Origin of the sequence: Novosphingobium sp. SG720 (genome assembly GCF_012275365.1) — a bacterium.
GTDB lineage: Bacteria > Pseudomonadota > Alphaproteobacteria > Sphingomonadales > Sphingomonadaceae > Novosphingobium > Novosphingobium rhizosphaerae.
Genome location: NZ_JAAZQN010000006.1, coordinates 314,014 through 329,004 on the forward strand (window position 1 = coordinate 314,014; position 14,991 = coordinate 329,004).

At 58.1% G+C, this 14,991-nt stretch carries 12 protein-coding genes and 1 pseudogene; 6 read left to right on the forward strand and 7 right to left on the reverse strand.

What is annotated here, in order from left to right:
- Positions 1-7 precede the first annotated feature (7 nt).
- Both FHW94_RS19715 and FHW94_RS23435 read right to left on the reverse strand, forming a co-directional pair.
- On the reverse strand, positions 8-970 hold the full coding sequence (locus tag FHW94_RS19715; protein WP_349237570.1) for a PhnD/SsuA/transferrin family substrate-binding protein: 963 nt from the start codon (positions 968-970) through the stop codon (positions 8-10).
- Between the two features lie 126 nt (positions 971-1,096).
- Positions 1,097-1,282: pseudogene (locus FHW94_RS23435) on the reverse strand (aldehyde dehydrogenase (NADP(+))); the annotation flags it as partial.
- A 430-nt stretch (positions 1,283-1,712) separates the two neighbouring features.
- On the opposite strand from FHW94_RS23435, the gene FHW94_RS19725 reads away from it, so the two are divergent.
- The 3 genes from FHW94_RS19725 (at position 1,713) to FHW94_RS19735 (ending at position 5,373) form a co-directional block, all read left to right on the forward strand.
- Positions 1,713-2,924 (forward strand): LysR family transcriptional regulator, encoded by a 1,212-nt coding sequence (locus FHW94_RS19725; protein ID WP_168557539.1) that lies wholly within the window; start codon positions 1,713-1,715, stop codon positions 2,922-2,924.
- Between the two features lie 93 nt (positions 2,925-3,017).
- A complete protein-coding gene (locus FHW94_RS19730; RefSeq protein WP_168557540.1) occupies positions 3,018-4,070 on the forward strand; it encodes an aromatic ring-hydroxylating dioxygenase subunit alpha in 1,053 nt (350 codons plus the stop codon).
- A gap of 85 nt (positions 4,071-4,155) precedes the next feature.
- Positions 4,156-5,373 (forward strand): MFS transporter, encoded by a 1,218-nt coding sequence (locus FHW94_RS19735; RefSeq protein ID WP_168557541.1) that lies wholly within the window; start codon positions 4,156-4,158, stop codon positions 5,371-5,373.
- Between the two features lie 23 nt (positions 5,374-5,396).
- Here FHW94_RS19735 and FHW94_RS19740 read toward each other — a convergent pair whose 3' ends face one another.
- The 3 genes from FHW94_RS19740 to FHW94_RS19750 form a co-directional block, all read right to left on the reverse strand.
- Positions 5,397-6,716 (reverse strand): aminomethyl transferase family protein, encoded by a 1,320-nt coding sequence (locus FHW94_RS19740; protein ID WP_168557542.1) that lies wholly within the window; start codon positions 6,714-6,716, stop codon positions 5,397-5,399.
- A gap of 122 nt (positions 6,717-6,838) precedes the next feature.
- Complete coding sequence (locus FHW94_RS19745; protein ID WP_168557543.1) at positions 6,839-9,100, reverse strand: TonB-dependent receptor; 2,262 nt, start codon at positions 9,098-9,100, stop codon at positions 6,839-6,841.
- Positions 9,097-9,345 (reverse strand): hypothetical protein, encoded by a 249-nt coding sequence (locus FHW94_RS19750; RefSeq protein WP_168557544.1) that lies wholly within the window; start codon positions 9,343-9,345, stop codon positions 9,097-9,099. Before FHW94_RS19750 ends, FHW94_RS19745 begins: the two co-directional genes overlap by 4 nt.
- A 308-nt stretch (positions 9,346-9,653) precedes the next feature.
- Between FHW94_RS19750 and FHW94_RS23440 the strand changes: the two genes are divergently transcribed.
- Both FHW94_RS23440 and FHW94_RS23445 read left to right on the forward strand, forming a co-directional pair.
- Positions 9,654-10,007: a helix-turn-helix domain-containing protein gene (locus FHW94_RS23440; protein ID WP_246866282.1), complete on the forward strand. Its 354-nt coding sequence runs from the start codon at positions 9,654-9,656 to the stop codon at positions 10,005-10,007.
- A gap of 134 nt (positions 10,008-10,141) precedes the next feature.
- Positions 10,142-10,285 (forward strand): GyrI-like domain-containing protein, encoded by a 144-nt coding sequence (locus FHW94_RS23445; protein ID WP_246866283.1) that lies wholly within the window; start codon positions 10,142-10,144, stop codon positions 10,283-10,285.
- A gap of 450 nt (positions 10,286-10,735) precedes the next feature.
- Here the strand turns inward: FHW94_RS23445 and FHW94_RS19760 are convergent, their stop codons facing one another.
- Together FHW94_RS19760 and FHW94_RS19765 are read right to left on the reverse strand one after the other, a co-directional pair.
- Positions 10,736-12,598, reverse strand: a complete 1,863-nt coding sequence (locus FHW94_RS19760; protein ID WP_168557545.1) for a PD40 domain-containing protein — start codon at positions 12,596-12,598, stop codon at positions 10,736-10,738.
- A 176-nt stretch (positions 12,599-12,774) separates the two neighbouring features.
- Positions 12,775-13,854 carry a lactonase family protein gene (locus FHW94_RS19765; RefSeq protein ID WP_168557546.1) on the reverse strand — a complete coding sequence of 360 codons (1,080 nt, stop codon included), beginning with the start codon at positions 13,852-13,854 and terminating at the stop codon, positions 12,775-12,777.
- A 142-nt stretch (positions 13,855-13,996) separates the two neighbouring features.
- On the opposite strand from FHW94_RS19765, the gene FHW94_RS19770 reads away from it, so the two are divergent.
- Positions 13,997-14,884: a LysR family transcriptional regulator gene (locus tag FHW94_RS19770; RefSeq protein ID WP_168557547.1), complete on the forward strand. Its 888-nt coding sequence runs from the start codon at positions 13,997-13,999 to the stop codon at positions 14,882-14,884.
- Positions 14,885-14,991: the final 107 nt, after the last annotated feature.

Here is a 14,991-nt window from a genome sequence, read left to right on the forward strand (position 1 = left end):
TGGTTTCTCAAATCTTGGAAGGATCGACAAACAGCTCATCGATGGTCATGCGTTTGGGCGTCAGGCGCTGGTCCCACGCGGTTTTCTCAAGCGCCACGATCGTGGGACGATTGGCCTCGATGCCGTAGGGCAGCGGGTCTGCACCCACGATCTGGCTCAATTGCGCATATTTCCTGGCCGCTTCGCCCTGGGCAGTGCCGGCCTGCAACCGGGCCACCCATTCATCCTTGGCGCGGGTGAAGGCATCGTTGATAGAGCGCGCGATCCACGGATGGGCTTCGAGCACGCTGTCCTTGACCACGATGGTGCCATGCATCGGATAGATGCCGGTGCGGCCGAAATATTCGGCCTCGAGTTCCTCGGCATCGGGGAACAGGTCGGGGTAATCGGCATCCACCTCTTGCCAGCGACCGGTGGGGGCACCGGTGCGGCCAATGCCGGCCGCTGCGGCAAACCCGGCCACGATATCGCCGCGCGCCATCATGTCTGCCAGGGAATCGCCTGCTGCCACATGGCTGACGTTGCCGGGCAGCTTCATTTGCTGAACGTGTTCTTCATCATCGACGAACCAATGGATCTTATCATTGTCGACACCGAATTCGTCGATCAGCACCTGCCGCGTCCACACGCCGGTGGTAACCGAATAGGCGCGCACGCCGGCGCGCTTGCCTTCCAGGTCCTTGGGATGCGCGATCCCCGCATCGGGGCGGACGAGCAGGCCCGAATGGTGAAACCGCCGGGTGACGAAAATGGGCAGCGCCTTGAACGGGCGACCATGGGCGCGGGCAATGATGTAGGTGGTCGGTGCGATTTCGCAGACGTCGAATTCGACATCGCGGACCATCCGCCGAAACGCGCCGATCTGCGGCTTTACCGTGACGATTTCAGCGTCGACGCCTTCGATCTCGATCGCACCGGTGCGGATCGCCGATGTATGCGGATGTTCTGCAACCGCGATCTTCAATGGCACTCTTGCAGGCACGGGTTGCTCCCCTCGTTTCCAAAATCTGATTGTCAAAAACCTTGAGCCAAGAACCATGGGGAGCCTGGTTCAGCAATCGGCGCGATGCTAATCCTGCCGGGCGCGATGCAATATCTATCGCTGGCCACGCGTTGTTGGCGGCCTGTTGTACAGGACGTGGTCGGCGATCTCCGGCGGCAGAAGGCAGTCTAGAACGTCTTGGAAACATGGTGGGCGCAGAAAGCGCGTGATTGCAAGGCTGCCGACAGAGGTTGATCGTCCGTCGCTGGTCGCAGGGAACGGTTCGCCGTGGACCATGGCGGCGATGGCATCGAGTTGAGCCGCGATCGCTTTGATGAATGCCGCACGCTTGGTAGATATGATTGCGCGAAACGGCGCAAATGCCGCATCCGCCACAGCACATGTGCGTTCGACATCTCCAGGCGACGCGCTGGAAAAGCGCGGTGACAGCGGCGCATGTGACGCGGGATTTAGTGCGAAAATCCGTTTCCGGTGCCAAGCAACGATGTCTGTCCAATCAGTAATTTGCCCCGCACTTCCATCGGCCCATTCCCTGGTCCAAGAGCGGTTTGATATCCATGTGGTGGCAGTCATTCAGGCCAATTTTGCGCTCTACGTGATAAGTTTTCGGTTTTTTCTACTCGCGCGAAGCACCGGAATTTGCGACTTAATCATCTGGGAAGAGCTAAAATCGGCTAATTGATTCTGGTTTTCGGGCGGGAGAACGCGGGTGGATTTCGACGCAGTCGTTGCGGCGATCAGCTTTCAACAGCTGCGCCTGTTCGAAAGTGTTGGCCGGCTGGAATCAGTGCGCCGAGGGTCGGAAGAATGCAACCTGTCACAGCCCGCCGTAACCCAGGCATTGTCGAAGCTGGAGCACTTGATTGGTTTCACCTTACTGGAGCGAAGGGCAAGCGGCAGCTACCTGACAGAAATCGGATCTCTGTTACACGTGCGAACGCAGCGCATGTTCGCCCAGCTGGAGGCGGCGGTCCTGGCAGTTGGTGCAACCGCGCAGCATGAGCAAGCTATTGCAGTGGTTCACCGTCTTTCACGCTCCCAAGCCCGCACGCTGATCGCCATCATCGAACATGGCGCACTGGCTGATGCCGCCGCGGCACTGGGGCTTACAGATGCGTCGCTACAGCGATCGTCACGGGATCTTGAAGGCAATATCGGGCGCCCCTTGTTCTATCGATCGGCAGTCGGCTTGACCGTCAGGCCCGAGGGGGTCCTATTCGGAAACAGACTGAAGCTTGCTATGCAGGAAGTGGAACTCGGCATTAGCGAAATTAAAGCTTCGGCTGGCGGCAAGCAACGCCACTTGGTCATCGGAGCCCTCCCATTTGGTGGAGTTCTACTGCTTTCCGATGTCCTGAACGACTTCTTGGCCCGGCACCCGGAAGCAGAAATTCGTGTGGTCAGCGATAGCACGCCAGAAATGATCCGGCGCTTGCGCGCAGGCGACGTAGACCTACTACTGGGCATCGTCCAAGACGAAGCTGCCGACGATCTGCGAAACGAACGCCTATCCGCAACGCCGTTCTGCATCGCGGCCCGAAAGGATCATCCTCTTGCCGGTCAGCGAAACATACAATTGGCTGATCTGGCCGCGTATGACTGGATCGTCGGCACTGAGGGTTCCACCCGACGTTCATGCTTCAAATCCCTGTTCAAGGGGCCACATTGTCCAAAAGCATCGCTTGCGACCTCGTCGCTTACCATCGTCCGCAACCTGCTGACGGTTAGCAATCGCCTGACGATCATCACCTCGTTCGAACTGGCTTCCGAAAGCGATCAACTGGTCGCCTTGCCCTACGCGCTCGACGGAGGCTGTCCTTTCATCGGAGTGACCATGCGTGCGGACTGGTTGCCGACGAGGCTGCAAAACGAATTTCTGCGCGCCCTGGTGGCGGCATCCGCAGGTAGGGTGGACTTTTAGCAGACCGACCCACGGATTTATCAACTGCGCCTCGGTTCGAATTGGGTCTTTGACGGCGGATGTGCTTTTTCTCCTCCAGCAGGAGATGGAACAATGTCGTTGAAGGCCGATTTTACGCAGGGCTTTGTCCGCAACCAGTGGTATGCTGCTGGCTGGGCGAGTGAAGTTTGCGATCGCCCCGTGGCCCGCCGTATTCTCAACGAGCCGGTCGTCTTGTTTCGCGCGTCCGATGGCAAGGTGGGAGCGCTCGAGGATCAATGCCCGCATCGCCTCGCGCCGCTTTCGCTGGGCGAATGCGTCGATGGCGGGTTGCGCTGCGGCTATCACGGCATGGTATTCGGTCGTGACGGCGTCTGCGTTTCCATCCCGGCGCAGGATGTGATCCCGCCCACGGCGCGAGCCCGCGCTTATCCGGTGATCGAACGATATGGCCTGATATGGCTATGGCCCGGACACAAGCCGGCCGATCAATCGCTGGTGCCGCACGTGCCCGCCTATGGCATGCAAGGGTGGGAAGTGCTGGAGAACGGCTACCAGCATCACGGCGCCAACTATCGGATCGAGATCGAAAACCTGATGGATCCGGCGCACACAACTTATCTTCATAAAGAGACGATTGGCAATCCGGCTGCCAAAAACGTCCCGGTGTCGGTTGCCAAAAGCGACCATGGGCTGAAGGCCTATCGCTGGATCGAAAACATTCCGCCAACGCCACTCGACCGCGCAAGCCGTGACTTTGGTGAGGGGCGGGTTGATCGACAGATCGCCTTTCACTTTGCTCTGCCGGCCACAAGTTTTGTCGATATCGCGGTAATTCCGGCGGGTAGCGACCGCAGCGAAGCCTGTCTGAGTGCTGGCGTCCGCACTTACAGCTACAAGTTTTTGACGCCGGAAACGCAGTCAACGACGCATTTCTTCTGGTTACACATTCGCAACTTCAGAGTTGGCGACGCCGCGTTCAACGCGAGTTTGCGCGCCAGCCTGGAAAAGACCTTTCAGGAAGACAACGTCATGGCCAGTGCCATCCAGCAGGAGCAGGAGCGCACCGGTTTGCGGCAGAAAACCGCGCTGGCAATCGACCGTGCACCGATGATGGCGCTCAAGATGATCGACCAGATGGCCCGGTCAGAATCAGCCGGCGATTGATACTGATGGCATCCAGATAGGATTGCCGCCGCGCTGATTGTGGTCACTCCCGCCGGGCTTAAGCGTAGCCGGTGAGGAGAAGGATATGAACGAAGCGACTGCCGAGCGCAGCACGTGGACCATGCCGCTGTGTTTTCTGGTCACGGTCCTTGAAGGCTATGACCTCCAGATCATTTCATCGGCAGGTCCGGTCTTGCAAAACGTGATGAACCTTTCACAGGCGCAGATCGGCGTTTTTCTGAGCGCCACGCTGATCGGCCTTGGCATTGGTGCAGTGATCGGCGGCTGGGCTGCTGACTGGGCAGGCCGCAAGCCTGTCGTGATTGCTTCGATCGTGGCGCTAGGGCTGTTCACGTTCGGTACTGCACTGTCCACGTCGTACGAGATGGTGGTGCTGACGCGCATATTGGCCGGCGTCGGCCTGGGCGGCGCGATGCCAACGCTGATCGCAACGATGGCGGAGACCAGCGCAGCCGCACGGACAACCAGTGCGGTCACCACAGTGATCGTCGGACAGCCCTTGGGCGGTATTCTGTCGGGGATCGTCGGGCGCACGCTCGTCGTCAATTATGGATGGCAAAGCCTGTTCACGGTGGGTGGTATCTTGACCGTTCTGACCATTCCACTGTTGATCCGCTATCTTCCAGAAACCCTGACGAAGGGCAGGCATCGCAACGGCGCCAAGCTGGCGTCCTGGCAGGCGTTGTTCGGCGGCGGCCGGGCCGGATCAACGGTGTTGCTATGGATTGCTTTCATCTTGACGCTTGCGTTGCTGTCTGTGCTGCTTGGCTGGACACCGCTTCTGGTCAGGGGAATGGGATACCCGGTACGCTTGGGGATTGACGCGATCATTGCGATCAACCTGGGCGGCGTTGCCGGGGGATTGTGTGCCAGCCGGATGATCGACAGGCTGGGCGTGCGCGGGCCGATGCTCGTGCTGTACGCGCTGATCGTCGTGGGTCTGATCGTGCTGTCCCAAGCCAAGTCCCCGTCTGGGGTGATGGTGGCGGCGTTTCTGGTTGGCATCGGAACGCTGGGCGGGCAGTTTACGTTGTACGGCATCGCTCCAAGGCTCTATCCGCGTGCCGGCCGTGGCGCTGGTGTTGGCACGGCCGTTGCGCTGGGGCGCTTCGGTTCAGTTTTCGCACCGGTCATCGTCGGGTTGGCACTTGGCCAGGGGGCGGGGGCAGCCTCGGCCATTGTCACCATGATCCCCGTTGCAGTCATTGCCGGGCTGGCGCTTTACGGATTGAGCATCGTGGGCGCCGGTGCACTTGGCCGCCAAGAGGCGGAAGATGGCTGAGCCGCTTCCGCCTCGATACCTCGTTAGATCTTCGTTGGATCGATTTCCTGGTTGCGTCCCTCGGTCAAGTACGGGAACCGTGCGACCGTTGCGCGGATCGGTTCGATCCGTTTGCCGAAATCACCCCAATGAACCAAAACCTGGTTGCCGATCACCGCTTGGTCGCGGTCGATGGTCGCGTGCGATATCACTTTGCGAAAATGATAGCTGTAGACTGTGCCCGAGGAGACGCCCACCCGCCGATCACCGGCCATGACGTGATCGGCGTGGCCGCATACGCCGCGATTTGCCGGGGACACAGGAATCTCGAGGAATTTGCATGGCTCGCCTTCGGCCAGGTATGACCGATAGATATTGGCAACATCTTCGGCGTTCCATTCCAGGGTAACCACCGTCCGCGTGGAATCGGCAAACTGGGCGCAAAGCGCTGCGCGGCCGGTGAAATCATGATCGAATTGCACGGAGCCCTGCCAGCCGACATCGGTTGGCGTGCGGCAGCGTGCGCGCCAGTCCGCCGGATCGATGCTGCCGGCCATAATCGGATCGGGGAAGGCGAACGGCATGTGAGCCATGAACTGCTGCCATCCCTGATTCCAGTGCATTGATGACGAGAACGTCCAGAACTGTTGCGGAAAGCCCCCTTCGACGTGATTTACCTGAAACGTTTGCCACCCCAGCGGCTCAATGCCGTGCGGCTCTCCGGCACGCAGGATGGCGTCATAGATTTCCGGTCCATGGGCAAATGGGCCGTGAACCTCGAAAGCGAGCGTGCCGGCCATGCCAAGGCGCATGATTTGGACGCTGTGACCGGCGATCCGTACCTGCCGATATCGCAGAAACCCGATGTCTCGAAGCGATTCACCGGCGGCAGCCTCTAGCGTGGCAAGCGAGGTCGGACCAGCAACCTGGAATAGGAAATCGTCGCTGATGATCTGTTCGACATCTCCGGAAAACTGGCTGAACCGGTAGGGAGCCCACAAACCCGCCACGTAAAGACAGAAATCGTCCGACGCGCGCCGTTGCAACACACCGTGGCCAGCGATCAATCCATCTTCGTCGCACGCCACCGCGTGCTTTGCGCGGCCGACCTGGAACCGAGAGAAATTGTTGACGAACGTTTCCGCCAGAAAGCGCTCTGCGTCGGGCCCGCGATAGGTGATTTGGCCCATCCCGGAAAGGCCAGCATGAATGTAGCAGGTCCGCTTCCAGGACAGGCTTTCCACTTGCCAGCCGTTGTATTCCCATTGACGGATGTACCCGCCGAACAAGCTAAATAGGCCATATTGCGGGTAATAGGGAACGGCCGCCGGCCGGTTGAACGGTGATGCCTGGGGTGCGAGCATGGCAGATTTCCTGTTAGCGAAGGATAAAAGATAAAGTCCGTTTCAAGGCACGCCGCAAAGGCAGGGCTTGAAACGGACCTGTTCAGGGTACGCCAAAATTGGCGATCAGATCGGCATGCGGATCAGAACTTGGTGCCGATCGTCAAGCCATAGGTCCGGGGAGGTGCAGCCCCGCGGCTGTCACCCGTATCCAGCGCGTTCTGTTGCAGAGTGTAAAAAGTGTTCGACAGGTTTTTGCCCCATGCCTTGATGAAAAAAGCATCACCACGCGGCCGCCAGGTGATGTTGGCATCCAACAGAGTATAGGCGGGCTGACGCAGGCGGTTTTGCGGATCATCGAAATATCCACCGTTGTAGTAGACGATGCCGTTCAAATTCACCGTCCCGGCGCCGATATGGATCGTGTAATCAACACTGCTGTTGAGCACGAGTTCGGGGGTGTTCTGCAAGCGATTGTGCGAGGCGTCGCACGGTGCGAACACCGTTCCATTGTAGTTCGTGCCGGGAACGCACTGGATCACGGAATTGCCACCCAGCGCAGTGAAAAACGGGTTGGCGTTGCTGAAGGCGTTGGGGATGGGAACCGACCAGAATGGCGTGTTGAAACCCGACTTGTAGCGTGCATGCAATGCCGCCACGCCTGCATTGAAAATAAGGTTGGGGGTAATTCTCGCTACCAGATCGGCATCCAGGCCATAGTTGATAGAGCCGGGTGCGTCGTAAACATAAAGCACACCTTGGATGATCTGATTGGCCTGGATATTGCGGTAGTTGTAATAGAAGCCGGACACGTTGAGGCGAACTTTGTGGTCAAACAGATCTGCCTTGAAACCGGCCTCAAATGCATCAACGGTTTCAGGTAGCAAAACCTGGATCGGGAAGCTGTCGGGCTGGAAGGATCCGCTCTTGAAGCCACGGTTATAGGAAGCATAGCCCATAATACTGTCGGAAAAGCGGTGGTCGAGCGACAGTCGCCAAGTAAGCTTGGGAAATGTCTTCGCCGCAGCTTGCGCAGCGGGTGTAACCACTGTGTTCGTGCCCGAAAAGGGGATCGTGGTGATAACCTGGCCTTCGTTCATTTTGCGATGATCGCTGGTATAGCGCAGGCCGACGGTCACGTTGGTGGAAGGACCAATCGCATAAGTACCCTGCGCGAAGGCGGCGTAGGAATGCAGCGACTGGTCAACCGTTTGGGTGACAATCTGATTGGTGCAGGCGAATCCGCACAGGAGAGGGCCCTGGGTCTGGATCGGATCATATTTGCCGTCTGACCACATCAAAAAGCCGCCAAGCACCCAGTTGAAACGTTTCTTTCCACGCGACACCAGCTGCAATTCATTGGTAAATTGTTCATCGACCTGAACCTCGCTGAAATTCAGCAAATTGACCGGCGTTTCATCAGGATCAAATGCCGTGAACAGCCGTGATTTGCGCCAGGCAGCAATATTGACCAACTCGACATCGGCGAAATCGTGCGTGATGTTGACCGATCCACCGCCCTGGTGAACCCGTAATTGTGGATCGTGCTGTGTGTAGATGTCGTACGGGCCGCCTGGCATCGTGGTGCCTAGGATGGTCAAGCCCTGATAAAGCCGGAACGTTGGGTCCGTTGCAATGTTCGACGAATAGTCACCAGATGCCGTTATGATCGAATTGCCGTCATCGGACGTGTAGCGGAGCTTCCCCCGGAAAGCGAAATTCGTGCCTTTTTGCACGTCGTTTCCAGTAAAAAGATTCTTTCCGAAGCCCTTGCCCTGGGTGTTGTAAACGCCGGCCAAGCTGGCACTCAGGCCCTGCGCTAGACCGCCAGTAAGGTAGCCCGATCCACCCCAGCTTTGATAATTGCCATAATAGGCCTGCATGGAACCGTGAAAATCGTCACTTGGCGCAAGCGACGTTACTTGGATAACGCCGCCCGTGGCGTTTCGGCCAAACAGCGTGCCTTGCGGACCCTTGAGGACGTCGATCTGCTGCACATCCTGCAGCGAGAAGATCGCGCCGGTCGACGCGCCGATATAAACGCCGTCGACATAAGTCGCCACCGGGTTTTCAATGCCCGGGCCGGTGGCGTTGGTGCCGATGCCGCGAATACGCGGTTGGCCAAATCCGCCGAGATTGGTGTTGAAATTGAGCGCGGGTGACAGCTCTTTCAGCTCTGTAGAGGTTGTGATACCTGAGGCAGAGAGTTGCTTGATGCCGATCGAATTGATGGCGATGGGCACATTCTGCGCGGATTCCGAACGCTTCTGCGCCGTCACAACAATTTCGCTGAGTGCGCCGTTGGCCGGATCGGCCGTTTGCGCTGCCGCAGAAGTTGCGGCGGCCACTGCGGCGAATGCGGTCGCCGTCCATGCCGATGCGTGGAAAAGTGCGTTTTTACTCAACGGCCGTCTCCCAATGGCTCTCCTGCCTTCTTGTCGGCAGGCTTATGCAGTTTGTTGAGCCTTCCATGGCCTTTTGCGGCCGCGCCATCCAGACACTCGAACCAATAGAGTTCACCACGAGCGCAAATTGAATATCCCAGCATAATCGCTTCGGCCGATATCCGCAGCCGATAGCCCCAAGTCGGCAGAGACGGCATGGGCATAAAATTTATAATGATCGTGACAACAGCATGGGCGCGGTGCATGTGCGCAGGCTTGCGCAATGAGGCCATCCCAAAGCGGTCTATCCCGTGCCATACTGCAAGACGGTCGAGCGCGCCTAACCCATAATCGCATATGTGGTGCCGATATGGAGTAAAGCACCATGAAGGCGGCGATTCAAAACTATCACGCTCGAATGCAGCGGATTCTAGAATATATCGACCAGCACCTCAATAGGGATCTCAATCTTGATGTTCTGAACAGTGTTGCAGAATTCTCGAAGTTTCATTTCAACCGGCAGTTCTAGGCAACCTTGGGTCTGTCCGTACATCGCTATGTTCAACTTGTTCGCATGAAGCTGGCTTCATATCAGTTGGCTTATAGTGACGGCCAATGCGTCACGGACATAGCGATGGATGCTGGTTACGATGCGCCAGATGCCTTCAACCGCGCCTTTCGGCAACGGTTTGGGCAATCGCCATCGTTGTTTCGGAAATGTCCCGATTGGGAGCCATGGCTTGCCGTTGTTGGCATTCTCGGCAATGCACGGAGCAAGTTTATGCAAAAAGCCTTCACGCCTCACGACATAACGATCCGGGAGGCGGTCTCTACCCCCGTGGCGATCATGGAGCACCGGGGCGATCCAGCGATGATCGGCGCGACGATACAGCGTTTCATCGCGTGGGGCAAAGCGACCGGCGCTTGACCCTAAACAAAAGCCCGACCTTCAACATCTTCCGTTCCGATCCGGATACCACTCCTCGATCCGAGTACCCGATGGACTTGTGCGTAGGCATCGACCGGTCGATCGAGTGAGGCGATGGGCCGATCAAGGCTGGCATGATCCCCGGAGGCCGTTGGGCTGTACCGCGCGTTGTCAGCAACACCGACAATCTGGAGCCTGCCGCGCTGTACTTATACCGCGAGTGGCTTCCAGGCAGCGGCGAAGAACACGCGACTTCCCAATCCATCGCCAGCGGTTGAGCTTCTTGCCGGAAACGCCCGATTATCAGGCAGTGGCCGACCTGTTCCTGCCCCTGAAATAGGAGGTACGGCGTCAACAGATCCTGCCCGATCGCCAAGGCAAAATCAAACCAAGACATCACCAAGAGGCCAAGGGATGTGTGCCGGCACCATTTGGGGCGGTCTATGCCCGTGTAGATCTAGATCCATGATGACGTTTGGTTGAAACGCCATCATGATCTAGATGTTTGCTATCGCGCGATTTTTTTATGAAAATCGTTTCCCAATTCTGTCATCGCACGCTAGACCTGCCAAGCGACCGGACGAACGCCGAATGGGCAGTTCTGGAACCGCTTATCCGCCACCGTCCCATGTCGGCACGCCGCGATGATGCCACCAACGCATTGGCTGCTGGGCAAGAAGCTGGTCGAGCCACTCAAAGGCTGGAACGATCGAATTCTTGCCACGGCGTCATAGGAATTCGTTGGGAATGTAGCAAGGCATTGAATCTTCCCAGAGGCTGTCGGTCACCAGACGCTTGTTCGCACCATCGGCGTCCATCACCATGATCTGGCCGTAGGGCTGGAAGGTGAAATCATAGATGGCTGCTTCATCGCGGAAACCGTAGAGCCCGGTCGAATAGCCGATCCGTCCATCATACATCCACACGCCGTGCCCGTCGCTGGCCCGCGTTTCGGTTAGTTGTTGGAAATCCGAACCATCCGGACGGATGGTGCAAACATGGTAATGCGCGGGTCCGAATTGCCGGGTAAAGACGATGCGTTCCCCATCGGGGGACCAACTGGGCATATTGTCGATCGCGGTGGTCAGGACACGAATTTCCCGGGTTTCCACATCAATGATCCGCAGGCCCCAGTCGTCTTTTTCCCACTGGCGAAATACGAGAAAGCGGCCATCGGCGGAATAGCTGGGGAAACCGACGTGGGTTGTTCCATCGGTCAGGGCTTCTGCGAATGAGCCATCGGATCGGGCGCGCATGATTTTCGATTTGCCCGTGGAGCGCGCGTCGAACCAAGGCCCGATGCCAAACGCGATCCATTCGCCGTCGGGCGACCAAGCCGGTTGGAACGCCCCGGCAAGGCCCTTCTTGTTCTGGAGTGGGTCAAGCCCTGCCTTGGAGGCATCGAACACGGTAAACTTTTCGCTGCCATCGGGTTTGCATGTCACGATCGACGAGCAACCCTGCTGCTTCTCGGTGATTGCCACGCGCCCTTGGCGCGATAGCACGGGATAGACATCAGAGTGACGGTAATCCCAATCCTTGTCCCAGCTTACAAGCATGTCGCCCTGCCCGCGGAATTTGAAGTCGACCTTTTCGTACACCACTTTCGTTCCGTCTGCTGACCAGCACGGCGAGCGCAACTGGCGCAAGATCGGCTTGCGTCCATCGGTGCAATACAAGCCGGTTGGAACGTCGGCCTGGATCCAGGCCTGGTCGGTGCCTCGCATGTTGCCGGGCGCACCGCCGCCCGCCTTGATGTAATAGAACACATCCTTGCCGTTGGGGTGGAATTGTGGGCACAGCTTGAGGTCGGGGCCGTCGGTATGCTGAATCCTGCCAAGTCCGGTGGCAACATCGACAGAGACGATTTCCGATTTTACCCGGCCGATCCATTCAGGACGTCGCGAGCCCCAGGTATGTTCGCGATGCATTGAATAGAACACCAGGCGCCGGCCATCCGGCGACCACTTTGGCGAGCCATAAGTCCAGTCTTTTTCGCCGATTACTTTGCGAATTTCACTACCATCGGCTCTCATTACATAGATCGCCAGCTCTTGGGTGTGTTCCCAGCCATGGCCGTCGCTATGCCCATACCAGTCGGTGTCGCGATCAGACGCGAAGGCGATCCATTCCCCGTCAGGCGACCACGCTGGGCGAAAGCTGCCTTCGGGGCTGTCGTGCAGGCTGGACGCTGTCTTGGCTTCGCCAAATGTCAGTTGCCGGCGATCGCCAGTAGCAAAATCGACCACCCAGATATTGGCGACAAAGCCGTTAGCGGTGGAGACATAAGCGCCTTTCGTGCCGTCAGGCGACATCACCAGCACGTCTTCGACTGATGGTGTCGCGACAACGGTTTGCAAGTCGCTGCCATCGATGCGGCACCGGAAAACGTCGGCATTGCCGTCGCCGTTGCGCTCCGAAGTAAATGTGATCCATTCGCCGTCTGGTGAAATTGAACCATGATATTCGAACTTCGGTTCTGTCAGCAGCGGCTGTTCTGTGCCGGTGAGGGCATCGGCGATCCACAACGACGCTTTGGAAGGGCCAATGCGGTTCATCAGGAACACGCCCTTTTTCGATGATCCGGTCATGATTTTCTCCTGGAAAGATAGGCTGATGCGGCGCAATCACCGTCGCTTGCGGACGACACGTTGCAGAAGCGCAATTCTGCTGCGAGCAAGCTGCAGAGTACGAAAAGCGAATGCCAACGCGATTTCTGTACGCCTTAAACATATCTAAGATATATCGTCGCCGTGCCATGTCAAGATCATTCGCGTGGCACGCAGAAGGCGATGTTGGTGGGGGTCGGGATGGACAAGGCGGGCCCGTCTGCCCGGGTTAGTGCACCGTCGCGCGGCGATCGACGAAATGCGGCAACCGCATTCGAACCCTGATTGGCAACGAGCAACCAACGCTCATCGCGGGACATCGCGATGCCCCAGGGGCGATTGCCACCGCTACCTATGCTGCCCGTCAGCGATGGCATCGCCGAAACAGGATCAATTGCGAACGTGCAGATCGTGGCGCTGCGTCGATTTGAGACATAGAGATGCCGTCCGTCGCGCGATATTGCGAGTGCTGCGGCGCTGGGGGCGCCATCGGCTTCAGTTCGATCAAGCGGCATGCGGCCGATGATTTCCGGTTCGCCAGTTTCCTTATCCCAATCGAGCACGAACAATTCGGCCGATAGCTCGCTGAGTAGGTAGGCCCTCGCTCCATCCGGACCAAACGCCACCAGACGAGGGCCAGTGCCGGGCGGGAACTGGCAGATATGCGCTGGCGACGGTGCAAAATCCCCGCCGCTCAGGGCGTGCACGACTAGTTGGTCGTTGCCCATGTCGGGCACCAACAGAAAGCCGCCGTCGGGCGAAAGTGCCACACCGTGCGGGTGTGGCTGGTCTTGTCGGGGATGAGGTCCGCATCCAGAATGTGCGGTCGACAGAGTTGCCGGTTCCAAGCCTCCGTCACTGTTCACCGCCAATCGCGCCGCCTGACCACCTCCGAAATTCGCCGCAAACACGGCATCGGCGGCAATGGGTAGGCAAAGGTGGGTTGGCCCGCCGCCCCGGGTGCTTTCACGCCCAAGAAGGCGCAATGGCGTCTCGCCGGGTTCGATCGCGAAACTCAAAACTTCGCCGTCGCATTCACCTTTGTTACCGATTTCGCTGACTGCAAAAAGCCGGTGTCCTGTTGGGTCTATTTCAAGCCAGGTCGGCCGCCTGACCTGTGCTGCCAAGCCAAGCAGGGTCATGTCTCCAGTCAGGGGATCAAGGACGGCGTGATGAATCCCACAGTCTGGGCCATCTTCTTGAGTTCCAACGAAGAAATGTAGTCCTTGCCGAGCCATGCGAATCTCTCCACGAGCAGCCCTCCTTTAAGCTGCCTTGGTCGTGAGCCGTCTATTGAATTGGCTCTGGCTGCGATCGGAATGGGACTTTCCATGGCGCGGCACGGTGGCGAGCCGCGCTGATCTGGGATAGACCATACCCATGGATCGCCTGCTCACAATGAAGACCTTCCTCGCGGTTGCGCGGTTGTCGAGTTTTACTGACGCAGCTGATGAACTCGGCATGTCGCGCACTCTGGTATCCAGGCACATCGCCGATCTGGAAGCGCACCTTGGCGTGCGTCTGCTTCATCGAACTACCAGGGCTGTCACTCCCACACCTGTGGGCTACAACTACATGGCCTTGTGCCGACGCGTGTTGGACGAAATCGGCAGCGGCGAGGAGGAAATCGCGGCGAGTCGTGATCAGGTGCGCGGCGAAATTGCGATCTTGTGTCCAATCTGGCTCGGCAGTTTCGGCTTGTCAGAAGCCGCGGCAAGTTTTGGCGTTGCGCACCCGGACGTGAGGATCCGCATCCAATTCGAAGAACCCTCTGCCAATCCGCATGATTTCCTAGAGCGTGGTTACGATGTCTGCTTTCAGCCCGCAGCGCTGCGCGATTCAGAAATAAAGGTCAAGAAGATCGGTGAGATCGATTTCTGTCTGATTGCCTCAGTGCAGTATGCTGCGCGCGCAGGATTGCCGGCAACCCCCGGAGAATTGGCTATGCATGATCTTTTGGTCAAGTCCGGAGAGACGGACTGGGAGTTTGCCGACGGAGCCCACGTGTCCGCACGCACCAACGTGAAGTGGACGACCAACAGTGTTTTTGCATTGTGCAGTGCTGCCACTGCCGGGCTTGGGATTGCATTAGTACCGCAGACCGTGGCAGGCCGCTTTCTCGTTGATGGAAGCGTCATTCCAGTCTTGCCAGATTACCCGATCGCCAAGCGCCCGTTGTTCGTCGCATCCGCTCCCGGTGGACAGGTCCCCCGCAGAATCGGGGCGTTTGTCGCCTGGCTCGACAAGTGGTTGCGGCAGTACACTTGATCTGCTGGACTGGAATTGTTGCGAAAACCGCGATATTTAGTTGCGGTATTTGCTCTTAATCCGGGACAATTGAGAGACTATCCCCGGCTGCAGACGTGAAGAGGAGC

Bases quoted from the DNA above. Each gene is read 5' to 3' on its own strand.
- FHW94_RS19730 (WP_168557540.1), top strand. From the start codon at position 3,018: ATGTCGTTGAAGGCCGATTTTACGCAGGGCTTTGTCCGCAACCAGTGG.
- FHW94_RS19735 (WP_168557541.1), top strand. From the start codon at position 4,156: ATGAACGAAGCGACTGCCGAGCGCAGCACGTGGACCATGCCGCTGTGT.
- FHW94_RS19740 (WP_168557542.1), bottom strand. From the start codon at position 6,716: ATGCTCGCACCCCAGGCATCACCGTTCAACCGGCCGGCGGCCGTTCCC.
- FHW94_RS19750 (WP_168557544.1), bottom strand. From the start codon at position 9,345: ATGCACCGCGCCCATGCTGTTGTCACGATCATTATAAATTTTATGCCC.
- FHW94_RS23440 (WP_246866282.1), top strand. From the start codon at position 9,654: ATGAAGCTGGCTTCATATCAGTTGGCTTATAGTGACGGCCAATGCGTC.
- FHW94_RS23445 (WP_246866283.1), top strand. From the start codon at position 10,142: ATGATCCCCGGAGGCCGTTGGGCTGTACCGCGCGTTGTCAGCAACACC.
- FHW94_RS19760 (WP_168557545.1), bottom strand. From the start codon at position 12,598: ATGACCGGATCATCGAAAAAGGGCGTGTTCCTGATGAACCGCATTGGC.
- FHW94_RS19765 (WP_168557546.1), bottom strand. From the start codon at position 13,854: ATGGCTCGGCAAGGACTACATTTCTTCGTTGGAACTCAAGAAGATGGC.
- FHW94_RS19770 (WP_168557547.1), top strand. From the start codon at position 13,997: ATGGATCGCCTGCTCACAATGAAGACCTTCCTCGCGGTTGCGCGGTTG.